Annotated in this window: 20 protein-coding genes; 12 read left to right on the forward strand and 8 right to left on the reverse strand. The window is 68.6% G+C overall.

The genetic code is table 11. The features are described 5' to 3' along the window. Positions 1 to 150: 150 nt before the first annotated feature. Entirely contained in the window at positions 151 to 1,512 is a 1,362-nt protein-coding gene (locus FHW79_RS22915; protein WP_211108434.1) for a nucleobase:cation symporter-2 family protein, read from the forward strand. Positions 1,513 to 1,674: 162 nt separating this feature from the next. On the opposite strand, the gene FHW79_RS22920 is transcribed toward FHW79_RS22915, so the two are convergent. Continuing rightward, positions 1,675 to 3,114: an aldehyde dehydrogenase family protein gene (locus tag FHW79_RS22920; RefSeq protein WP_183181031.1), complete on the reverse strand. Its 1,440-nt coding sequence runs from the start codon at positions 3,112 to 3,114 to the stop codon at positions 1,675 to 1,677. 336 nt (positions 3,115 to 3,450) lie between these two features. On the opposite strand from FHW79_RS22920, the gene FHW79_RS22925 reads away from it, so the two are divergent. The 6 genes from FHW79_RS22925 to argE all read left to right on the forward strand — a co-directional run bounded on the left by FHW79_RS22925 (position 3,451) and on the right by argE (position 10,315). Further along, positions 3,451 to 5,049, forward strand: a complete 1,599-nt coding sequence (locus FHW79_RS22925) for an ABC transporter substrate-binding protein (protein ID WP_247884552.1) — start codon at positions 3,451 to 3,453, stop codon at positions 5,047 to 5,049. A 189-nt stretch (positions 5,050 to 5,238) separates the two neighbouring features. Further along, entirely contained in the window at positions 5,239 to 6,216 is a 978-nt protein-coding gene (locus tag FHW79_RS22930; RefSeq protein WP_183181033.1) for an ABC transporter permease, read from the forward strand. Further along, the gene (locus tag FHW79_RS22935; protein WP_183181034.1) at positions 6,213 to 7,115 is read left to right on the forward strand and encodes an ABC transporter permease; all 903 of its coding nucleotides are present in this window, start codon (positions 6,213 to 6,215) and stop codon (positions 7,113 to 7,115) included. The genes FHW79_RS22930 and FHW79_RS22935 overlap by 4 nt, the downstream gene beginning before the upstream one ends. A 13-nt stretch (positions 7,116 to 7,128) precedes the next feature. Next, the gene (locus FHW79_RS22940) at positions 7,129 to 8,118 is read left to right on the forward strand and encodes an ABC transporter ATP-binding protein (protein ID WP_183181035.1); all 990 of its coding nucleotides are present in this window, start codon (positions 7,129 to 7,131) and stop codon (positions 8,116 to 8,118) included. Next, positions 8,115 to 9,122, forward strand: a complete 1,008-nt coding sequence (locus FHW79_RS22945) for an oligopeptide/dipeptide ABC transporter ATP-binding protein (RefSeq protein ID WP_183181036.1) — start codon at positions 8,115 to 8,117, stop codon at positions 9,120 to 9,122. Before FHW79_RS22940 ends, FHW79_RS22945 begins: the two co-directional genes overlap by 4 nt. Continuing rightward, positions 9,119 to 10,315: an acetylornithine deacetylase gene (gene argE / locus FHW79_RS22950; RefSeq protein WP_183181037.1), complete on the forward strand. Its 1,197-nt coding sequence runs from the start codon at positions 9,119 to 9,121 to the stop codon at positions 10,313 to 10,315. Before FHW79_RS22945 ends, argE begins: the two co-directional genes overlap by 4 nt. 83 nt (positions 10,316 to 10,398) lie before the next feature. On the opposite strand, the gene FHW79_RS22955 is transcribed toward argE, so the two are convergent. Together FHW79_RS22955 and FHW79_RS22960 are read right to left on the reverse strand one after the other, a co-directional pair. Then, a complete protein-coding gene (locus FHW79_RS22955) occupies positions 10,399 to 10,656 on the reverse strand; it encodes a hypothetical protein (RefSeq protein ID WP_014199902.1) in 258 nt (85 codons plus the stop codon). Positions 10,657 to 10,991: 335 nt separating this feature from the next. After that, positions 10,992 to 11,819 carry an NAD(P)-dependent oxidoreductase gene (locus FHW79_RS22960; RefSeq protein ID WP_183181038.1) on the reverse strand — a complete coding sequence of 276 codons (828 nt, stop codon included), beginning with the start codon at positions 11,817 to 11,819 and terminating at the stop codon, positions 10,992 to 10,994. 170 nt (positions 11,820 to 11,989) lie between these two features. On the opposite strand from FHW79_RS22960, the gene FHW79_RS22965 reads away from it, so the two are divergent. Together FHW79_RS22965 and FHW79_RS22970 are read left to right on the forward strand one after the other, a co-directional pair. Next, positions 11,990 to 12,724 carry a hypothetical protein gene (locus tag FHW79_RS22965; protein ID WP_183181039.1) on the forward strand — a complete coding sequence of 245 codons (735 nt, stop codon included), beginning with the start codon at positions 11,990 to 11,992 and terminating at the stop codon, positions 12,722 to 12,724. Positions 12,725 to 12,748: 24 nt separating this feature from the next. Beyond that, positions 12,749 to 13,741 (forward strand): BMP family ABC transporter substrate-binding protein, encoded by a 993-nt coding sequence (locus FHW79_RS22970; RefSeq protein ID WP_183181040.1) that lies wholly within the window; start codon positions 12,749 to 12,751, stop codon positions 13,739 to 13,741. A gap of 8 nt (positions 13,742 to 13,749) precedes the next feature. On the opposite strand, the gene FHW79_RS22975 is transcribed toward FHW79_RS22970, so the two are convergent. Beyond that, on the reverse strand, positions 13,750 to 14,934 hold the full coding sequence (locus tag FHW79_RS22975; protein WP_183181041.1) for a pentapeptide repeat-containing protein: 1,185 nt from the start codon (positions 14,932 to 14,934) through the stop codon (positions 13,750 to 13,752). A 129-nt stretch (positions 14,935 to 15,063) separates the two neighbouring features. Then, entirely contained in the window at positions 15,064 to 15,816 is a 753-nt protein-coding gene (locus FHW79_RS22980; protein WP_183181042.1) for an isochorismatase family protein, read from the reverse strand. A gap of 279 nt (positions 15,817 to 16,095) precedes the next feature. Between FHW79_RS22980 and FHW79_RS22985 the strand changes: the two genes are divergently transcribed. Next, a complete protein-coding gene (locus tag FHW79_RS22985) occupies positions 16,096 to 16,656 on the forward strand; it encodes a hypothetical protein (RefSeq protein ID WP_183181043.1) in 561 nt (186 codons plus the stop codon). Next, entirely contained in the window at positions 16,653 to 17,261 is a 609-nt protein-coding gene (locus tag FHW79_RS22990) for a hypothetical protein (protein WP_183181044.1), read from the forward strand. The genes FHW79_RS22985 and FHW79_RS22990 overlap by 4 nt, the downstream gene beginning before the upstream one ends. Before the next feature lie 55 nt (positions 17,262 to 17,316). On the opposite strand, the gene galU is transcribed toward FHW79_RS22990, so the two are convergent. From galU to FHW79_RS23005, 3 genes are all read right to left on the reverse strand, one after another. Beyond that, positions 17,317 to 18,186: a UTP--glucose-1-phosphate uridylyltransferase GalU gene (gene galU, locus FHW79_RS22995; RefSeq protein ID WP_145687224.1), complete on the reverse strand. Its 870-nt coding sequence runs from the start codon at positions 18,184 to 18,186 to the stop codon at positions 17,317 to 17,319. 133 nt (positions 18,187 to 18,319) lie between these two features. Next, positions 18,320 to 19,057: a DnaJ domain-containing protein gene (locus FHW79_RS32820; RefSeq protein ID WP_183181045.1), complete on the reverse strand. Its 738-nt coding sequence runs from the start codon at positions 19,055 to 19,057 to the stop codon at positions 18,320 to 18,322. Positions 19,058 to 19,090: 33 nt separating this feature from the next. Next, positions 19,091 to 19,837 (reverse strand): VWA domain-containing protein, encoded by a 747-nt coding sequence (locus tag FHW79_RS23005; protein ID WP_183181046.1) that lies wholly within the window; start codon positions 19,835 to 19,837, stop codon positions 19,091 to 19,093. 181 nt (positions 19,838 to 20,018) lie between these two features. On the opposite strand from FHW79_RS23005, the gene FHW79_RS23010 reads away from it, so the two are divergent. Next, a complete protein-coding gene (locus tag FHW79_RS23010; protein WP_183181047.1) occupies positions 20,019 to 20,729 on the forward strand; it encodes an RNA pseudouridine synthase in 711 nt (236 codons plus the stop codon). Position 20,730 lies beyond the last annotated feature (1 nt).

The following is a 20,730-nucleotide window of genomic DNA, read 5'->3' on the forward strand; positions in this document are numbered from 1 at the left end:
GATAAGAATGTGCCCAATCGTTGCGCGTCTCTCCCCGGCACCGCCATTTTTCGCGGCACATCCTGGGGGACCGCGCATGGATCTCCCGCCCCGCCGGTTGTGGCACGCGCCGTGCACTTCGCGCCTGTTCATTCGCGGAGGTCATGGATCATGTCGTCGCTGGAATCACCAACCCGACCCCACCCGGTTGACGAGAATCTTCCGCTGCTGCGCCTGCTGGCGCTGGGCATGCAGCATGTGATGGTGATGTACGCGGGGGCCATCGCCGTGCCGCTCATCATCGGCGGCGCGCTGAAGCTGCCCAAGGACCAGATCGCGCTTCTCATCAACGCCGACCTGTTCGCCTGCGGCATCGTCACGCTGATCCAGACGCTGGGATTCTGGAAGTTCGGCATCCGCCTGCCGGTGATGATGGGCGTCACCTTCGCCGCGGTCGGACCGATGGTCGCCATGGCGGGAAATCCGTCGCTGGGGCTTCTCGGCATCTACGGCGCCGTGATCGGGGCCGGCGTCTTCGCCACGCTGGCCGCCCCGCTGGTCGGGCGCCTGCTGCCGCTGTTCCCGCCGGTGGTGACAGGGACCGTCATCGCCATCATCGGCATCTCGCTGATGCGGGTGGGCATCACCTGGGCCGGCGGCGGGGCCGGGAACCCGAATTTCGGCGATCCGCTCTATCTCGGCGTCGCGCTGTTCGTTTTGGCGGTGATCCTGCTGGTGACCAAGTACGCCAAGGGCTTCTGGGCCAACATCTCGGTCCTGTTGGGCATCGTCGCCGGTTTCGCCCTGACCATGGCGTTAGGGCTGGTCAGCTTCGACGGGGTGGGACAGGCCAAGTGGGTGGACGTGATCTACCCGTTCCAGTTCGGCATGCCGGTGTTCGAATTCTGGTCGATCCTGACCATGTCGCTGGTGATGATCGTCGTGATGATCGAGTCCACCGGCATGTTCCTGGCGGTCGGCGAGATGGTCGGCCGCCCCGTGACGCCGGAGCAGTTGACCCGTGGCCTGCGCACGGACGGTCTGGGCACGCTGATCGGCGGCGTCTTCAACACCTTCCCCTACACCTCCTTCTCGCAGAATGTCGGGCTGGTCGGAATCACCGGGGTGCGCAGCCGCTGGGTCTGCGTGGCCGGCGGCGTCATCCTGGTCGCCTTCGGCCTGTTCCCGAAGCTGGCGCACGTCGTCGCCTCCGTCCCGACCTATGTGCTGGGCGGGGCCGGTCTGGTGATGTTCGGCATGGTCGCGGCGACCGGCATCAAGATCCTGGCGAAGGTCGACTACACGACCAACCGCGGCAACATCTACGTCGTCGCCATCAGCATCAGCCTGGGCATGGTGCCGCTGGTCGCCGACAAGATCTTCCAGAAGATGCCGCCCTTCCTGTCGCCGCTCCTGCACAGCGGCATCCTTCTTGGCACCATCGCCGCGGTTCTGCTGAACCTGTTCTTCAACGGGCTGGGCAAGGCCGACGCGAAGGAATTCGTCGCCGCCGCCAAAACCGCGGAGGCGTGACCCTCTCCCGCCCCGGGAGAGGGAGGGGCCCGCCGCGAAGTGGCGGGAGGGTGAGGGTTCGGCCAAGGATCATCGCACGGATTCTCGCATGACCCTCACCCGCCCGCTTCCGCGGGCAACCCTCTCCCGGGGCGGGAGAGGGATTATTATGACGTCAGACCCTTACGCCGCCGGCTCGCTGCCGTAGACCGACTTGGTCTCCAGGAACTCCTCGAACCCGACCTCGCCCCACTCGCGCCCGATGCCGGACTGCTTGTAGCCGCCGAAGGGCGCCGCAAGGTCGATGGAGGCGCCGTTCAGATGCACCATGCCGGTGCGCAAACGTTTCGCCACGGCGCGCGCCTCGTCCACCGTGCCGGCGTAGACGTAGCCGGACAGGCCGTAGAGCGAGTCGTTGGCGCTGCGGATCGCCTCCTCGATGTCCTCATAGGGGCGGATGGTCAGGACCGGGCCGAAGATCTCCTCGCGCATGATGGTCATGGTGTCGGTGGCGCGGCTGAAGACGGTGGGCTTGGCGTAGAAGCCACGCTCCAGCCCGTCCGGGCGGCCCGGGCCGCCGCACAGCAGGGACGCGCCCTCCTCGATGCCGGCCTGGATCAGCCGCTGCACCCGCTCATACTGGCGCTGGTTGGCGATCGGGCCGACGCCGGTGCGGTCGCCGCGCGGGTCGCCGACCACCAGACGGGCGCAGACCTGGGCGGCGATCTTTTCCGCCTCGTCCAGACGGGAGGCCGGGACATACATGCGCGACGGCGCGTTGCAGCTCTGCCCGGTGTTGGACATCATCGACCGCACGCCGTGGGTCACCGCCTTGGTGAGGTCGGCGCTCTCGCAGATGATGTTGGCGGACTTGCCGCCCAGTTCCAGCGACACGCGCTTGATGCTGTCGGCGGCGTTGTGGGACACCGACGCCCCGGCCCGCGTCGAGCCGGTCAGCGACACCATGTCGACCAGCGGGTGCGAAGCCAGGACCGGGCCGACCACCGCGCCGTCGCCGTAGAACATGTTGAAGACGCCCGCCGGCACGCCGGCCTCGTGCAGGATCTCGGCGAAGATCCAGGCCGAATAAGGGGCGAACTCGCTGGGCTTCAGCACCATCGTGCAGCCGGTGGCGAGCGCCGGGGCGACCTTGCAAGCGATCTGGTTGATGGGCCAGTTCCACGGCGTGATCATGGCGCAGACGCCCACCGGCTCGCGCAGGATGCGGGTGGTGCCGCGGGTCCGCTCGAACGGGTACTCGCGGGCGGCCTCCAGCGCGGTCTTGAAATGGGCCAGCCCCATGAAGGCCTGTGCCGGCTTGGACAACGCCGCCAACGGCGCGCCCATCTCCTCGGTGATGGCGTTGGCCACCTCGTCCATGCGCTTCTCGAAGAGCGCGCAAACGGAGGCCAGCAGCTCCAGCCGCTCGTTCAGGGAGGTGCGGGAAAAGCCGTCGAAGGCGGCGTGGGCCGCCGCCACCGCGCGCTGCGCGTCCTCCGGCCCGCCGAGCGCCACGGTGCCCGACACCTGCTCCGTCGCCGGGTTCAACACCTCCATCACGGTGGCGCCCGCCGCGGGTTCGGTCCAGGCACCGCCGATGTAGAAGGATTGGCAGGTCTTCATCTCTAATCCCCTCGCTCTCTGCGTTGGCGTTTTCGGGTGAACCGATCCTGCCCCGTCCGACGCCGTTTGCCAAAGCTTTCCATCGGGAAAAACCGGATAGGTCAGAAGACCGGACCCTGTTGACAGATCAATGGTTTCACGGTCTGATCGTTGAACACATACGCGCCGCCGCCCCACTTACGGCGAGCCGAACGACAAGAATCGGGCCGCAACAACCGCGGTCCAAGGGCTGGGAGCCTGCTTCACGGGTACACATCAAACGTACAATCAGGGGGACGAGGGATGGCCTTACGTGATCGGCATCGGCGTCTTGCGGATGCGCTGCGTTCAGGAACCTTGAAACACACCCTGCCGGCGGTGGCTGCCCTGGCCCTGCTGGCCGCCGTCCCGGCGCCGGCGCGGGCGGCGACCCTGACGGTGGGCACCTCGGCGGAACCCAGCGCGCTCGACCCGCACTACCACAACCTCGGCCCCAACACGCGCGCCCGCAAGCATGTGTTCGAATCGCTGGTCAGCATGGACGCCAAGATGCGGCTCCAGCCCGAACTGGCGGAAAGCTGGCGCGCCGTCGACGAGACGACCTGGGAATTCAAGCTGCGCAAGGGCGTGACGTTCCACGACGGCACCGAGTTCACCGCGCAGGACTTCGTCTACACGGTCTGCCGCATCCCGAACGTCGCCAACAGCCCGTCCTCCTTCACCGTCTACACCAAGGGCATCGCGGGGATCGAGGCTCCGGACCCGCACACCCTCATCATCAAGACCGGCAAGCCCTACCCGCTGCTGCCGGTGGAACTGTCGACCTTCGGCATCATCTCCGCCAAGGCGGCGGGCGGCGAGGCCGTCACCTTCGACAAGGCGGGCTGCAAGGCCGATTCCTGGCCGACGACGCAGGCCTTCAACGACGGCTCGCTGATGATCGGCACCGGGCCGTTCAAGCACAAGTCCTACACCAAAGGTGACCGGCAAATCCTGGAGCGCAACCCCGACTACTGGGGGCCGCAACCGGCCTGGGACACGGTGGTCTTCCGCCCGATCACCAGCGACGGGCCGCGCGTCGCCGCCCTGCTGGCGGGTGACGTGGATATGATCGAATCGCCCCCGGTGCAGGACATCGAGCGGCTGAAGTCCGCCCCCAACGTCTCCCTGGCCCAGGCCCAGTCGAACCGCGTGATCTATCTGGCGCTGGGCGTCCAGGACACCCCGCCGACCATCACCGGCACCGACGGCAAGAACCCGCTGAAGGACCCGCGCGTCCGCAAGGCGCTGTCGCTGGCGGTGGACCGCGACGCCATCGTGAAGCGCATCATGATGGGGGTGGCGGAGCCGGCGAACCAGTACCTCCCCGCCGGCTTCTACGGCAACAACCCGGAGGTCACCGTCGCCACCGACGCCAACAAGGCCAAGCAGCTCCTCGCCGAGGCCGGCTACCCGAAGGGCTTCCAACTCACCCTCGGCACGCCGAACGACCGCTACATCAACGACGACAAGGTGGCCCAGGCGGTCGCCCAGATGTTCACCCGCATCGGCGTGCAGACCCAAGTCGACGCGACCACCGCCAACGTTTTCTTCTCGAAGCGCAACAAGCAGGAATACAGCGTCTTCCTGGCCGGCTGGGGCGCCGATTCGGGCGAGATGTCGTCGCCGCTGAAGGCGCTGATCGCCACGCCGATCAAGGAGAAGGGCTACGGCACGACCAACTACACCAGCTACTCCGACCCGGAGCTGGATGGGATGCTGGACACCGCGCTGGCGACGGTGGACGACGCGAAGCGGGAGAAACTGCTCCAGGCCGCGGTGAAACGGGCGGTGGACGCCGACATCATCATCCCCCTGCATTACGAGGTGACGGTCTGGGCGATGAAGAAGGGGCTGAGCTACGAACCGCGCGCCGACCAGTACACGCTGGCCCAGAAGGTGACCCCCGCGAAGTGAGCGTTCATTCCCTCTCCCGCCCCGGGAGAGGGTGCCCGCGCAGCGGGCGGGTGAGGGTCGTGCGAGGATCAGCACCCTTATCCTTGGCTTTACCCTCACCCTCCCGCCGCCATGCGGCGGGCCCCTCCCTCTCCCGGGACGGGAGAGGGAGCCTACTCCTACCCGTCACACCCGTGGGGTAAAGGCGCCATGCTTGTCTTCATCCTCCGGCGGCTGGCGCAGAGCGCGGTCGTCGTGGTGGCGATGTCGGTGCTGGTCTTCGCCGGCATCTTCGCCATCGGCAACCCCATCGACGTGCTCATCAGCCCCGAGGCCGACGAGATCGAACGCGCCGCCGCCATCGCGCGGCTGGGGCTCGACAAGCCCATGCACGAGCAGTTCATCCGCTTCGTGGACAGCGCGCTCGGCGGCGACCTCGGCACCAGCTTCGTGCATGGGGTGCCGGCGCTCGGCCTTGTCCTCCAGCGCTTCCCGGCGACGCTGGAGCTGGCGCTCTGCGCCATGCTGGTGGCGGTGGTGCTGGGCATCCCCCTGGGCCTCTGGGCCGGGCTGAAGCCGGACAGCCTGGCCGGGCGCGTCATCATGACCGGCTCGATCCTCGGCTTCTCGCTGCCCACCTTCTGGGTGGGGATGATGCTCATCATGGCCTTCGCGGTGACTCTCGGCTGGCTGCCGGCCGGCGGGCGCGGCGAGACGGCGAGCCTGCTCGGCGTGCAGTGGAGTTTCCTGACCGCCGACGGGCTGGCCCATCTGATCCTGCCCGCCGTCAATCTGGCCCTGTTCAAGCTGTCGCTGGTCATCCGTCTGGCCCGCGCCGGCACGCGGGAGGTCGCCTTGCAGGACTATGTGAAGTTCGCCCGCGCCAAGGGGCTGGCGCCCGCGCGCATCGTCGGGGTGCACATCCTGAAGAACATCATGATCCCGGTGGTCACCGTCCTCGGGCTGGAGCTGGGCAGCGTCATCGCCTTCTCGGTGGTCACGGAATCGGTCTTCGCCTGGCCGGGCATGGGCAAGCTGCTGATCGACAGCATCCTCCAGCTCGACCGGCCGGTGGTGATCGCCTACCTGCTGGTGACGGTGCTGCTGTTCGTGGTCATCAACCTGATCGTCGATCTGGTCTATTCGGTGCTCGACCCGCGAATCCGGCTGGGCGGAGGACGGGCATGAGCAGCGTTACGGCCAGGGCTCCCGCGGTCGAGACGCCTTTCCTGCGGCTGGCGCGGGACTTCGCGCGGTCGCGCACGGCGCTGGCCGGGCTGGCGGTGCTGGTGCTGATCGTGCTGGCCGCCCTGTTCGCCCGCTGGGTGGTGCCGCAGGACCCCTACGATCTCGCGCAACTGGACATCCTCGACGGCATGATGGCGCCGGGGTCGCTGGGCGGCGGCGGCTGGACCTATTGGCTGGGCACCGACGACCAGGGGCGCGACATGCTGTCGGCCATCGTCTTCGGCCTGCGCACCAGCCTGCTGGTCGGGGTGGTCGCCACGCTGATCGCGCTGGCCGTCGGCGTGGCGGTCGGGCTGCTCGCCGCCTATGCGGGGGACCGGGTGGACGGGCTGATCATGCGGCTGGTCGACATCCAGCTCTCCTTCCCGGCCATCCTGATCGCGCTGATCCTGCTGGCCCTGCTGGGGAAGGGCGTGGACAAGGTCATCGTCGCGCTGGCCGCCGTGCAGTGGGCCTACTACGCGCGCACCATCCGCGGCTCCGCCCTGGTGGAACGGCGCAAGGAGTACATCGAGGCCGCGCAATGCCTTGCCCTGCCCCACCGGCGGATCATGATGCGCCACCTGCTGCCCAACTGCCTGCCGCCGCTGATCGTCGTGGCGACGGTGCAGGTCGCCCACGCCATCGCGCTGGAGGCGACGCTGAGCTTCCTTGGCGTCGGCGTGCCGGTGACCCAGCCGTCGCTGGGGATGCTGATCGCGTCGGGCTACCAGTACATGCTCTCAGGCGATTACTGGGTCAGCCTGTTCCCCGGCCTCGCCCTGCTGGTCACCATCGTGGCGATCAATCTGGTGGGGGACCGGCTGCGCGACGTCCTCAACCCCCGCCTGAATCATTGAGAGGGGGCACGCGATGACCGAACCCCTGCTGCGCGTGGACGGGCTGAGGACCCATTTCCTCACCCGCGCCGGCACCGTGAAGGCGGTGGACGGGGTCGACCTGCGGCTCGACCGCGGCGAGATCCTCGGACTGGTCGGCGAGTCCGGCTCGGGCAAGTCGGTGACCGGGCAATCCATCCTCGGCCTCGTCGATCCGCCGGGGCGGGTGGTCGGCGGGCGGGTGCTGTTCCAGGGCGAGGATCTGGTGGGCGCCGGGGAGAAGCGGCTGCGCGCCATCCGAGGACGGCGCATCGCCATGATCTTCCAGGACCCGATGATGACGCTGAACCCGGTGCTGAGCATCGGCACGCAGATGGTCGAGGCCGTGCGGGCCCATGAGAAGGTCAGCCGGGCGGAGGCGTGGGAGCGCTCGCGCCGGGCGCTGGCCCGCGTCGGCATCGCCTCGCCCGACGAGCGGCTGGCGTCCTACCCGCACCAGTTTTCCGGCGGCATGCGCCAGCGCGTCGCCATCGCCATCGCCCTCCTCCACTCCCCCGACCTGATCATCGCCGACGAGCCGACCACCGCGCTCGACGTCACCATCCAGGCGCAAATCCTGTTCGAGGTGCAAAAGCTCTGCCGCGAGACGGGGACGGCGCTGATCTGGGTGACCCATGACCTCGCCGTCGTCTCGGCGCTGGCCGACCGGGTGGCGGTGATGTACGCCGGCCGGGTGGTGGAAACCGGGACGGTGGCCGAGATCATCGGCAACCCGCGCCACCCCTACACCCGCGGCCTGCTGGAATCGGTGCCCAGCCGCAACCGGCGCGGCGTGCCGCTGCGCTCCATCCCCGGCATGACGCCCTCCGTCCTCGACCTGCCGGAGGGCTGCGCCTTCCGCCCGCGCTGCGACCGGTCCAGCGGAGCCTGCACCGTCATGCCGGAGTTGACGGGAGAGCGCGAGAACCGCGCTTGGCGCTGCTGGAACCCCGTCGCGGCCGAAGCCCGGGGAGACGCCGCATGACCGCCGTTCCCATCATCGAACTGGACGGGCTGACCAAACGATTCTCGCGCAAGCTGGACGTGGTGGAGCGCTTCGCCCGCCGGCTGGGGGCGGCCATCGACGACCGTGCGGTGCAGGCGGTCAGCGGCGTGGACCTGTCCATCGCGGAGGGCGAGGTGGTCGGGCTGGTCGGCGAATCCGGCTGCGGCAAGAGCACGCTGGGCCGCATGGTCGCCGGCATCCTGCCGCCCAGCGCCGGCACCCTGCGCTGGCGCGGCCGCGACCTGCGGGAGCTGTCCCCGGCCGACCGTCACCACGCCAACCTGAAGATCCAGATGGTCTTCCAGGACCCCATGGCCTCGCTCAACCCGCGCCTGCGCGTCGCCGACATCGTCGGGGAGGCGCCGGTGGTCCACGGGCTGGTCCCGCGACGGCAGGCGGAAGAGTATGTGGCCGCAACCCTGCGGCAGGTCGGGCTGGACCCCGCCTATCTGCGGCGCTACCCGCACCAGTTCTCCGGCGGGCAGCGGCAGCGCATCGGCATCGCCCGCGCGCTGGCGGTGAAGCCGGACGTGCTCGTCTGCGACGAGTCCGTCGCGGCGCTCGACGTGTCGATCCAGGCGCAGATCATCAATTTGTTCATGCGCCTGCGCGAAGAGCTGTCGCTGACCTATCTCTTCATCAGCCACGACCTGGGCGTCGTGGAACACATTTCCGACCGCACCGCGATCATGTATCTTGGACGGATCGTGGAGTTGGCCCCGACACCGGAGCTGTTCGACAAACCCAATCATCCCTATGCCAAGGCGCTGTTGGACGAGGCGCCGCGCGTGTCCGTGGAGAAGCGGCGGTTCGCGCCGATCCGCGGAGAGATTCCATCGCCCCTCGACCCGCCGTCGGGCTGCGCCTTTCACCCGCGCTGCCCGCACGCGATGCCACGCTGTTCGGCGGAACGCCCGGCCCTGCGCGCGATCGCGCCCCGACGCTGGTCCGCCTGCCATCTGAACGAAACCACAGGTCCATGATGCCCTCACCCGATCCCGCCGGCCCATCCGCGTGCAGCCCGCGCACGCTGGAGCTGCTGCGCGACCTGATCGCCTTCGACACGACCAGCCGCAACTCCAACCTCGACCTGATCCACTACATCCGCGACCATCTGGCGGCGCTGGGGGTGTCCAGCACGCTGGTGTTCAACGAGGAGCGGACCAAGGCCAACCTCTACGCCACCATCGGCCCGATGGACCGCGGCGGCGTCTGCCTGTCCGGCCACACCGACGTGGTGCCGGTGGACGACCAGGACTGGTCCAGCGATCCCTTCACCCTGACCGAGCGTGACGGCAAGCTGTTCGGGCGCGGCACGGCGGACATGAAGGGCTTCATCGCGGCGGCGTTGGCCATGGCGCCGGATTTCCTGGCCGCCAACCTGACGACGCCGGTCCATTACGCCTTCTCCTACGACGAGGAGCTGGGCTGCCTCGGCGTACCCGGCCTGCTGACCCAGCTCGCCGGGATGGCGGTCAAGCCGCGCCTGTGCATCGTCGGGGAGCCGACGCGGATGCGGGTGATCGTCGGCCACAAGGGCAAGGTGGCGCTGCGCTGCCGCGTCCACGGCCACGCCTGCCACTCCTCGCTCGCTCCGCAGGGGGTGAACGCCGTGGAATATGCGGCGGAGCTGGTGTCCTTCCTGCGCGGCATGGGCCGCCGCTTCGCCGAGCAGGGGCCGTTCGATTACGATTACGACGTGCCCTACACCACGGTGCACACCGGGGTGATGGAGGGCGGCACCGCCCGCAACATCGTCCCCTCCGACGCCTCCTTCGAGTTCGAGATCCGCCATCTCGCCGACCACCCCGTGGCGCCAATGCTGAAGGAGCTGCGGGATTTCGCCCGGACGCTGGAGCCGGAGATGCGCGCCGTCCGCCCCGACGCCGGCTTCTCTTGGGAGACCCTGTCGGACAGCCCGGCGCTCGACACCCCGCCGGACTCGGAGGAGGTGACTCTGGTCAAGAACCTCGCGGAGCAGAACGGCCACGGCAAGGTGGCCTTCGGCACGGAGGGCGCGCTGTTCACCAGCATCGCCAACATCCCGGCCGTGGTCTGCGGCCCCGGCGACATCGAGCAGGCCCACAAGCCCGACGAGTATGTGGAGCTGAGCGAGCTCGCCCGCGCCGAGCGCTTCCTGCACCGGCTGAGGGATGCCGCGAAGAAGGGGCTGTAACAAACAGGGCTTTAACGCGGAAGGGCCGGAGCGTTGCCGCTCCGGCCCTTTTTAACTGTCCGTAGACCGTTGCGCTTCGCCGGTCAGTGGACCTCCACGCTGACGATGGCCGGCAGGGTGCGCAGGAAGTCGGCACCCGTGTCGGTCGCCTCGACGACGAGGTGACCGCAGCGGTCGTGCCCGCGCAGGCGGGCCTCCGCGCCCATGCCGGCGGTGCGCAGCACCTCCGACAGGTCGGACACCGCGGTGCGGACCCAGGCCCGATGCTCGGCCAAGCTCTTGTACGCCGTTGCTTCCGAGTGATTCAGGGTAACGGTAAAGGTGTGCAGCTCGATGGTCATAAGAGCTCCGGAATGAACCGATTGTTCTGGGACAAGCTCAGTGTTTGACGCTGTTCGAGCATCCGCTCCGCCCCAACCGGACGGTGTGTGACAACAAGCTGGAAAGGGACGTGCGGACACTTGCCGGTTGGCGGATTGAATCCGGGGATCAGCCGATCGGCGAAAAGGGTCCCTTTCGATTTGGGGAGCAAACAAACCGCAGTGTAATCGAAATCGGCGGCCGATGCTTGTGATATCGTGGGAACGCTGATCTGCGCCAAGAGCGTTCACGGGACGCAAAAGGGGTAGCCGCGGGCACGCCCTCCACGGCGCTCCACGGCTTCGTCGGTCCACCCTCAATCCAGGAAGATGTCCGGCGCCAGCGGGGCGCCCGGCTTGACCGCGTAGGGCTCCAGGTCGGTGACGCCCTCCTCCGCCAGCACCTCGTCGTCGATGAAGAAGTGTCCGGTGCAGGTCCTGGCGTCGCGGGTCAGGATGGCGTGGGCGGCGTCGGCCAGGATCTCCGGCTTGCGGCAATTGTCGAACTCGGCAGCGCCCTTCAGCATGGCGATGGCCGCCGTGCCGATGATGGTGCGCGGCCACAGGGAGTTCACGGCGACCTTGCCGCGGAACTCGGCGCTCATGCCCAGCGTGCACAGGCTCATCGCGTATTTGGCGATGGTGTAGGCGGTGTGGTGCTGGAACCAGCGCGGGTTCATATTCAGCGGCGGCGACAGGGTCAGGATGTGCGGGTTCGAAGCCTTCAGCAGATGCGGCAGGCAGGCCTGGGCGCAGGCGAAGGTGCCTCGCCCGTTGACCCCCATCATCAGATCCCAGCGCTTCAGCGGGGTGTCCAGCGTGCCGGTCAGGCTGATCGCGCTGGCGTTGTTGACCAGGATGTCGATTCCGCCGAACGCCTCCACCGTGCGGGCCACCGCCTCGGCCACTTGGGCGTCGTCGCGGATGTCGCAGAGGATCGGCAGCGCCTTGCCGCCGACGGCCTCGACCTCCTCCGCCGCGGAGAAGATGGTTCCGGGCAGCTTGGGGTGCGGCTCCGACGTCTTGGCGGCGATCACGACATTGGCGCCGTCGCGGGCGGCGCGCAGCGCGATCGCCTTGCCGATGCCCCGGCTGGCGCCGGTGATGAACAGGGTCTTGCCCTTCAGCGTGCGCGCGTCCGTCATGTCGCTTCCCTCCCCTTGGTTCTTCGGCCGCTGCCGGCCGGTTGCCGAGGATGCTAGCACACATCCCCGGGGCGCCGTCTAGACGCAAGCGTCATACAATTGACCTATGCGTCAATGCACCCTCCCCGTCTAGACTGCGCTCGCCCCCTTTCGCTTGGGAGTTCCGGCCGGTGCGCCGTCTTGCCCTTGCCCTCGCGTTGATCCTCGGTTCCGTGCCCGCCTTCGCGCAGGCGGTGGCGCAGCACCTGTTCTTCGAAGCCGTGCCTGCGGACGCCCCGCCCAACATGTCCTACGAAGCGCGGCTGCGCCTGACCGAGCGCGCCCGGACCGAGCTGTTGCCGGCCATCCTCGACGCCGCCGGCCTGGAGGGAGCGGGCGCGGTGGCCGACCTGCGGATGGGCGGCTACCGGCTCCGGACCAACCCGTCTCTCCACCTGACCCTGCGGCTGGAGGACACGCCCGCCGACCGGCTGGCCGGGGCCATCGCCTGGAGCTTCTCGCAGGAGAGCGTCCTGGTGACGGATTTCGACAGCGCGGACGGCGCCACCGGCTACGCCCTGGTCCGCTTTCCCGCGGGCAGCCTGACGCCGGACCGCGCCCAGCGCTTCTTCCTCGCCGCCGCGGCGGAGCATGAGGGGCTGGGCGGCGGCTACACCGCCTTCGGCGACACGCTGCTGTTCCTGAATCTGCGCGACGATGATGGAAAGCCCTACAGCGGCTTGCCCGACGACGCCTTCACGGAGCTCCTGCGCCGTGCCACCGACGCCTTCCCCGGCGCGGTCCTGGCCGCGACCGGACGCGCCGACGCGCGACTCATCCTCCAGCCGCCCCAGCCCGATCGCCTTGCCCTAGCCCCGCTGCGGGCGCGGCACACGGCGCTGGTTTCCGAAATCCTGAATCCCTGAAACCCTGACCGCCGAGCCCGCCCGATGACGACCCATCTCTCCCGCCGTTCCGTTCTGGCGCTGGGCGCCGCCGGCCTCGCCACGCTCGCCGCTCCGGCGCGGGCGCAGGACTTCGCGCCGGGACTGCTCTACGCGGTCGGGCAGAAGTTCGACAAGAGCTTCAACGAGGGCGCCTTCACCGGGGCGGAGCGGTTCAGGGAGGCCACCGGCGTCGCTTACCGCGACTATCTGCCGGCCAGCACGGCGCAGTTCGATCAGGCGGTGGCCGCCCTGCTCCGCCGCGGCGTGACCGACCTCGCGCTGATCGGCTTCTACTACGCCGCCCCGCTCGCCAGCCTCGCGCCGAAACACCCCGCCGTCCGCTTCACCCTCGTCGACGCGGTGGTGGAGGCGCCGAACGTCCAGTCCGTGACCTTCAAGGAGCAGGAGGGGTCCTTCCTCGTCGGCATGCTGGCAGCCATGGCCTCGCGGACCGGGACCGTCGGCTTCATCGGGGCCCTGGACATCCCGCTGATCCGCAAATTCATCGCCGGCTTCCAGCAGGGCGCCCGCTACGCCCGGCCGGACGTCGGCCTGCTGGTCAATTTCGTCGGCTCCACCCCCGCCGCCTTCAACGACCCGACCACCGGGGCGGAGGTGGCCAAGGCCCAGTTCCAGCGCGGCGCCGACGTGGTGTTCGCCGGGGCCGGCGTCTCCAACTTCGGCATTTTCGCGGCCGCCAAGGACGGCGGGCGCCTCGCCATCGGGGTGGACAGCAACCAGAACCACCTCTACCCTGGCACCATCCTGACCTCGATGCTCAAGCGGGTGGATCTGGCGGTGGAGCGCGCCTTCGCGGAGGGGCGCAGCGGCGCCTGGACGCCTGGCCCGCGCGCCCTCGGGCTGGCCGAGCGCGGCGTCGACTACGCGCTGGACGACAACAACCGCGCGCTGGTCACCCCCGCCATGAAGGACCGGCTGGAGGAGGCGCGCGCGGCCATCATCCAGGGCCGTATCCGGGTGGCGGACGCCGTGTAGGCGCCCATTCAGGCGTATTGCGGTTCGACCCCGACGGCGAAGCTCAGGTCGGCGCCGCGCAGGGTCTCCGCCGTGGCGCGGATGCGCGTCAGGTCGGTGCCGTGCAGGATGGCGCGGGCGAGGCTGGTGTCGCGCAGGTCGGCGCCGGTCAGACTGGCCTCGGCGAGGTTGGTCGGCCACAGGCGGCTGCCGTCCCCGGCGAGGTCCACCGGGCGCAGCCGCGCCCGCCACAGCTTCGCCCCCGCCAGATTGGCGCCGCGCAGATTGCAGCCGGACAGGTCGGCGCTGGTGAAGTCCGCCTCGCGCAGGTCGCAGTAGGACAGGTCCGCCATGACCAGCTTCGCCCCGGAAAAGTCCGCCCCGCGCAAGCCGCAGAAGCGCATCACGCAGCCGGCCAGGAGCTGGTTGGCGAAGTTGTAGCCACGCAGGTCGACGCGCTGCATCTCCAGCCGCAGGCCGGCGGCGGCGTTGCGCTCGACCCAGAGCTGGTGTGCGGAAATGCTCTCGGCCATCCGCCCCGCGAGGCTGACCAGCCCGGTGCCGTCGACGTCGATGCCGCGCCGCTCCAGAGTCTGGCGCAACTCGTCGTCCAGCCGGGCGCCGCACAGCAGGGCGCCCTGCATCTCCACCCGCTCCATCACCGCGCCGATCAGATTGGCGCCGATCAGGATGGTTCCGGTCATGTCGCTTCCGGAAAAGGTCGCGCCGCAGAGATCGCAGCCGGAAAAGTCGCACTGCGCCAGACGCGCGTCGGACAGGATGGCGCGGGCCATCTTGGACCCGATGAAGGTCGTGCTGCCGTCGGCGTTGCCCGCCGGCTTGCGCTCGTCCGCGCCCAGCATCATGCCCTTGCGCAGGTCGGCGCCGCGCAGATTGGCCTCCTCCATCAACGCGCCCTCCACCCGCGCGCCGCGCAGGTCGGCACCCTCCAGCGACGCGCCGGTGAGGTCGGCCTTGGACAGGTCGGCGCCGAACAGGTCGGTGCGGGACAGAACGGCTCCCGACAGCCGGGCGCTGTTCAGGTTCGCCCCGCTGAGCTTGGCGCTGCTGAGGTTGATGCGGCGCAGCCCCAGGCCCGACAGGTTGTGGAAGCTGAGATCGGCGCAACGGCCCTTCATGCTGGGGTCGCGCGTCAGCCATTGCTGATGCCGGACCAGCGCGTTGCGGATCGCCCTCAGATATCGCTCTTCCACGTGCGACGTCTCCGCGCCGTCCGGCCCCATCCGCCGGCGTCGCACGCCGGTTGAACGATCGGGACCCTTGCCACGCTGGGATGTTACCAGAGCCGCCGCGAAAAAGCGAAAGCCCTGATCCGCCTCGCCTCAGCGCAGCGTGTCGGCCAGCAGCGCGCCCCGCGACGCCATCATGTAGAGGCCCATGTGGTGCGCCGGCTCCTGCGGGTGGGCCGCCGTCTCCGGCAGGCCAAGTTCCTGCGCCGTTTCCGCCGGCAGGTCGTAGGTGGCGCAGCCCGGCTCGTAGACCACCACGTCCTTCAGCGTCGGCACCATGCCGTGGTTGCGGGCGGACAGCAGGGTCAGGACGAAATCCATCACGCAGACGTCGGTGCAGATGCCAACGGTGACGACCGATGTCAGCCGGTTGCCGTTGACCCAGTCCACCAGCCGGTTGCGCCCGGCCTTCCCATCCGCACCCATCTCCGTCGCGCCGATGAAGAAATTGATGCAGTCCTTGGCGATCAGGGTCGCCGAGGGCTCCGACTCGAGCCAGGCCAGTTCGGACACCAGTTCGTCATGGCCGGTACCGACCAGACAGTGCGGCGGATAGGGCGGCTCCGGCTTGTCCGGGTCGTGGCGGTCCAGCGAGGCGCAGATCGGCCAGCCGGCCCCGGCGAAGCGGCGGGCCAGACGGTCCGTCTCGGCGATCATGCGGTCGACCTGGGCGTTCGGGGCCGCCGGGGCGAGCGGGCCGCAACCGACGGCGGCGAATCCCTTCACCTCGTCGATGATCACCAGCCCGGTGCCCCCGGCGGGCATGGCGTAATCGCCGAGCGCCACCGGGAAGGTACGGTGGATGGTGTCCAGCGCCTCGTCGCTGCGAGTCATCAGGTCCAGCATGGGTCCTCCCCTTGAAATGTGGAAATGTCAGTCCTGTGACCGAAGGGGCGCAACATTTCAGGACTGTGTCCAAGCACTGCGACATTCTGGCCGAACGCTTGCGCATGGGTCAGAAAAGATCAATGGAATTCAGGCTGATCGACCGGTTGTTGCAATCGCGAGACATATTCCTGTCTGCATCCGCCGGCCCATGCGACGGAATACCGCAATGCCAAGCCGTGAAACCCGGTCCTCAATGACGACAATGTGAAGCTTCCGCCGCAACCATAAGGTACACCAATGGTTCTATCGGCCGAGTTCCTGGGCATGCTTCTGCTGGTCACCAGCGCCGCGGCGCTCGGCCTGTCCATCGTGATCGACGTCGGGCAGATCACGTCGGAAAAGGCGCGCCAGACCATGATGATGCGCCAGCACGACCGGAAAAAGACGGCGCTGGGCGAATGGACCCGCAAGCTTGAGCAGAGGCGGGAGGAGATGACCGGCTTCCAGGCCCGTTACACCGAATGCAACGGGCGGCGGCAGAAGGCGCTGTCGGAAATCCGGGCGCTGGAACTCACCAAGGTGGAGTTCGTGCATGAGCTGGGCGATGGCGAGGAGGCCAGCGGCTTCTGGGTCCGGCTGACCGTGCAGGACGAGTTCCCGTCCATCGAACGACGCGACGTGATCTTCGCCCGCCAGATCTGGAGCTACACCAACGTCGCCCATGTCTGGACCTATTCCGTCGACCAGGCGACGGTGATGGCCCGCGTCGCCTTCACCGTGAAGAACGGCGTTCTGCCGACCATGGTCGTCCCGCTTGCCCACGCACCCGAACCCGGCGCGGAAGGAGCCTCCGCATGACCGGGATGATGCTCTATCTCAGCCTTGGGCTGATGGTGCTGACGGTGCTGTCCAACCGTTACTGGCGGCGGCAATTGGAAGGTCTGCGGGAAGCCCAGTTCCGCATCCGCGAGAAGATGGAGGAGGTGGGAAAGGACGTGGAGGACATCGCCGCCGCCTACTCCCAGGTCGCCCAGAAGCACGCCGACGCCGAGAAGCGCGCCCTGAAGGCGGAGCAGGACATGCAGGCCGCTCTGAACGAGCTGGAGGCGCGGCAGGCAGCGCCGATCGTTCGCTATTACGTTTTCGACCGTTCCGAACCCCGTCCCGGCCGGTTCTGGGAGGCCGCGGTGCGCCATGTGCCGAGCGACGCCACGGTGATGACGGGCCAGCGCGGCTGGATGGGCATCCGCCGCTGTCTTCTGACCGCCGAGACGGAACGGGAGGTGCGCGAGCGCGTCAGCGCCCGCTACCCGCGCAAGGCGGGATTCCAGGTGTTGGAGGTGGTGCCCTGCCGGGTCGCCGGCCTCGCGGTGAACCGCATCCCGGAACTCAGCACCTTCCGTCGCTCCGCCGCTCCGGAGGACGCCGTGCGGGCTCCCCGCCGGGCCGCTGCCGGCGGCTGACGACAAGCCCGGCCCGCGGGGAAAAGGCAGTGCCTCTCCCCGCGGGCCGCCCGCATCAGCAGTACTTGCGCAGCATGTCGCGGACCTTGTCCGCCATGTCCGGACGCCGCAGCGCATGGGCCAGCGTGGCTTCGATGAAGCCGACCTTGTCGCCGCAGTCGTAACGGGTGCCTTCGAAGCGCAGGCCGTGGAATGGCTGCGTGCCGATCAGCTTGGCCATGGCGTCGGTCAGCTGGATCTCGTTGCCGGCGCCGCGCTGCTGCTTCTCCAGATGGTCGAACACCTCCGGCTGCAGGATGTAGCGGCCGATGATCGACAGGGTGGAGGGCGCCTCCTCCGGCTTCGGCTTCTCGACGAGGCCGCGGACGGTGGCCAGACGGCCGTCGTCCTTCTCCACGTCGAGAATGCCGTAGCTGCTGGTCCGCTCGCGCGGGACGTCCACGACGGCGACGATGTTGCCGCCCACCTCGTTGTAGGCGTCGACCATCTGCTTCAGGCAGGGTGTGTCGCCCTGGACGAAGTCGTCGGGCAGGACGATGGCGAAGGGATCGTTGCCGATCACCGCCCGCGCGCACCACACCGCGTGGCCGAGGCCCAGCGGGACCTGCTGGCGCGTGTAGAAGCAGCGGCCCGGCGCGATCTCGCTGTGGCGCACCACGTCGAGGGCATCCTGCTTGCCGCGTTCCTCAAGGGTGCGGTTCAGTTCCGTGTCGGTGTCGAAATGGTCTTCGATGGCGCGCTTGCTGCGGCCCGTGACGAACACGAAATCCTCGATGCCGGCGGCCCGCGCCTCTTCCACGGCATGCTGAAGCAGAGGCCGATCGACCAAAGGCAGCATTTCCTTTGGAATCGCCTTGGTCGCCGGCAGAAAGCGCGTACCGAGACCGGCGACGGGGAACACCACCTTGCGCACAGGCTTTCGCATTGGGGTTCTCTTGTGGTTGCTTGAGGAAATACTTCGAATATGGAGACGATTCGCAGCTTTGCAAAACGCTCGTCCAGCTTTCTGCCACAGGCAATTCGGTGACGCAACTCCCCTTCCGTAACCCGGCAAAAGGTTAGTTGCGCAGCAGCAAATCCTTCGCTTGGTTGATCTTGGCGGCCAAATAGGTGGACCCCCCATGATCTGGATGCACTTTCATCATCAGCCGTCGGTGTGCATCCTTTACCTGTTCGGGTGTGGCTCCAGGTGACAACCCCAAAATATCATAGGCCTCGTCGCGGGTCATAGAACCGCCGCCGCGACCGCCGCCATTGTCCTTCGAACCGGGATTGTTTGACGACCCAGCGGCTTGATCCTCGGCCGTCTGCCAGCCGGGATGGGAACGCTCCAGCCACGCCTCCAGGACGGAAGCCGATTGCGGATCGTCGCGCCGGCACTCCTCCAGCAGCGCCAGCACCTGCCCCAGCGTCAGCGACTCCAGCGTCCGCCCGCGCCACGGCCCGTGCAGCACCTCCCCCGCCATTGCGCCGGTGTCGTGCTGAAGCGTCATGCGCAGATAGAGCGTCTCGATCTGCGAGGTCTGCCCGCCGCTCGCCGCTCCATAGGATGTGGGGCGGAAGGCGTCCCGCAGCGTCCGCCAGCGCGTCAGCAGCGGAAAGGCCAGCGCCCCCAGCATCATGGCGGTGCCCAGCCGCCCGGTCAGGGTCAGGATGACGACCGTCACCGCCGCCAGCGCGATGCCGCCATAGCGCACCGCCGTGGCCAGCGTGCGCGGGTCCGCGGACACGAAGACGCGGGCCAGCATGGCGAGGCCGGCCACCAGCGCGATGCCCAGGAGAAAAAACCCAAACATCCCGCTCTGCCCCATCTCTAGCCTAGTCCTGCTTTATGATGCATGGGTTTGGCCCCCGCGTCCTCCCTGACCGCTCCCGAGCTGGCTGGTGAGCAGCCGCACAGCGTCGCCCCGCCCGCGGCTGTAATGCTCCAAAGCCGCCCGGCCACCCGCCGCGTAGACGGCAACCGCGCTCAGCAGGTCCCGCAATTGCTGGGCGGACGAGCCGTCGAACGGGCAATAGGCCCCGCCGCTGAGCCGCGCGATGGTTTGGAAGGCGCGCTTGGCGATCAGGTCCCCCCGCTCGTGGAAGATGAAGACCGGGACACCCAACAACCCCAACTGGCCCGCCTGATGGGCGAGCTGATCGACGTCCTCCTCCATGCAGTCGCCGACGAAGACCAGCGCATTGACCTTGCGGTCCCGCGTCTGCTTGATGCAGTGCCCCAGCACCCGTGCGATCTGGGTCTGGCCGGCCATGCAGGACACCGCGGTCATCCGCCGCAGCAGGTCCTGCGCGTTGCCGACCCACGGGCTGGCCTGGCACTCCCGGAACCCCCGGTAATAGACGAGCTGGATGTCCAATCCGCCCAGCGCGGAGGTCGCCTGGAACATCTCGCCCTGGATCTGGCAGGCGCGGTCCCAGGTCGGCTCGCGGCTGGCCGTGGCGTCCATGGCGAACATCAGCCGCCCGCGCGGTCCTCCCGTCGTCCGCGGCAGGGCCGCCACGCGGCTCAGGAAGTCATCCACCTCGCTCTGGGAGGACCGCTGCTGCGCAGGCAGATTGTCGCGTTCGCCCATCGCCCGTATCCCTTCGCCACGGTGATTCGTCATTCCGTAAAGATGGGCGGCGCGGCGGCATGGGTCCAGGCTTGTCCACGGTGCCGCCCGTTGGGCAACAGGCTGTGCGCCGATCGGGTTCCGCGGCGCGAGACAGCCGACGGACTTGCCCCTCCCCCCGCGCCGTGCTTGGGTGGCGCCCATGAGCGACGCCGGACCCACCTTCACCCCCGCCACGCTGCGCGCCCGGATCCTGCACGAGGACGCGGACGTCTTCATCATCGACAAGCCCGCCGGGCTGGCCGTGCACAAGGCCGGGCGGATCACCGACCACCTCGACCTCTACCTGCCTTTCCTGGCGGAGGGGGACGGCACGCCGCCGCGGCTGGCCCACCGGCTGGACCGCGACACGGCGGGCTGCCTCGTGCTCGGGCGGTCGCTCTGGGCGCTGAAGCGTCTGGGCGACATGTTCGCCGCCGGCCATGTCGAGAAGACCTATTGGGCGGTCAGCGAGGGCATCCCGGAGGAGGCGGAGGGAATCATCGACTTCCCCTTGCTGAAGCTGCTGATCCCCGGCGCCTGGAACATCGTGACGCACCCCACCGGCCAGCCCGCCGTCACCCAATACCGGGTGCTGGGAACCGGCAACGGAAGGGCGTGGCTGGAGCTGCGGCCGCGGACCGGGCGCACCCACCAGCTCCGCGTCCACAGCGCGGCCATCGGCTGCCCGCTGGTGGGGGAGCCCTATTACGGACCGGTGCGCGTGCCGCCGGGGAACCTGCACCTGCTGGCGCGGTCGGTCACTTTCACCATGGCCTTCGACCGCGAACCCGTCACCGCCCTGGCGCCGCCCCCGCCGCACATGCGGAACGCGCTGGCCGCCTGCGGCTGGACGGACCCAAGCGGGACGTAAG

Source organism: Azospirillum sp. OGB3 (assembly GCF_014192915.1).
In the GTDB taxonomy this organism is placed as follows: Bacteria; Pseudomonadota; Alphaproteobacteria; order Azospirillales; family Azospirillaceae; genus Azospirillum.

What these genes read in the sequence shown, in the direction of transcription:
- argE (WP_183181037.1), top strand. Translation starts at nt 9,119, where the DNA reads ATGATGCCCTCACCCGATCCCGCCGGCCCATCCGCGTGCAGCCCGCGC.
- FHW79_RS22955 (WP_014199902.1), bottom strand. Translation starts at nt 10,656, where the DNA reads ATGACCATCGAGCTGCACACCTTTACCGTTACCCTGAATCACTCGGAA.
- FHW79_RS22945 (WP_183181036.1), top strand. Translation starts at nt 8,115, where the DNA reads ATGACCGCCGTTCCCATCATCGAACTGGACGGGCTGACCAAACGATTC.
- FHW79_RS23005 (WP_183181046.1), bottom strand. Translation starts at nt 19,837, where the DNA reads ATGGGCGAACGCGACAATCTGCCTGCGCAGCAGCGGTCCTCCCAGAGC.
- FHW79_RS32820 (WP_183181045.1), bottom strand. Translation starts at nt 19,057, where the DNA reads ATGTTTGGGTTTTTTCTCCTGGGCATCGCGCTGGTGGCCGGCCTCGCC.
- FHW79_RS22985 (WP_183181043.1), top strand. Translation starts at nt 16,096, where the DNA reads ATGGTTCTATCGGCCGAGTTCCTGGGCATGCTTCTGCTGGTCACCAGC.
- FHW79_RS22960 (WP_183181038.1), bottom strand. Translation starts at nt 11,819, where the DNA reads ATGACGGACGCGCGCACGCTGAAGGGCAAGACCCTGTTCATCACCGGC.
- FHW79_RS22930 (WP_183181033.1), top strand. Translation starts at nt 5,239, where the DNA reads ATGCTTGTCTTCATCCTCCGGCGGCTGGCGCAGAGCGCGGTCGTCGTG.
- FHW79_RS22990 (WP_183181044.1), top strand. Translation starts at nt 16,653, where the DNA reads ATGACCGGGATGATGCTCTATCTCAGCCTTGGGCTGATGGTGCTGACG.
- FHW79_RS22940 (WP_183181035.1), top strand. Translation starts at nt 7,129, where the DNA reads ATGACCGAACCCCTGCTGCGCGTGGACGGGCTGAGGACCCATTTCCTC.
- FHW79_RS22915 (WP_211108434.1), top strand. Translation starts at nt 151, where the DNA reads ATGTCGTCGCTGGAATCACCAACCCGACCCCACCCGGTTGACGAGAAT.
- FHW79_RS22935 (WP_183181034.1), top strand. Translation starts at nt 6,213, where the DNA reads ATGAGCAGCGTTACGGCCAGGGCTCCCGCGGTCGAGACGCCTTTCCTG.
- galU (WP_145687224.1), bottom strand. Translation starts at nt 18,186, where the DNA reads ATGCGAAAGCCTGTGCGCAAGGTGGTGTTCCCCGTCGCCGGTCTCGGT.
- FHW79_RS22970 (WP_183181040.1), top strand. Translation starts at nt 12,749, where the DNA reads ATGACGACCCATCTCTCCCGCCGTTCCGTTCTGGCGCTGGGCGCCGCC.
- FHW79_RS23010 (WP_183181047.1), top strand. Translation starts at nt 20,019, where the DNA reads ATGAGCGACGCCGGACCCACCTTCACCCCCGCCACGCTGCGCGCCCGG.
- FHW79_RS22920 (WP_183181031.1), bottom strand. Translation starts at nt 3,114, where the DNA reads ATGAAGACCTGCCAATCCTTCTACATCGGCGGTGCCTGGACCGAACCC.
- FHW79_RS22980 (WP_183181042.1), bottom strand. Translation starts at nt 15,816, where the DNA reads ATGCTGGACCTGATGACTCGCAGCGACGAGGCGCTGGACACCATCCAC.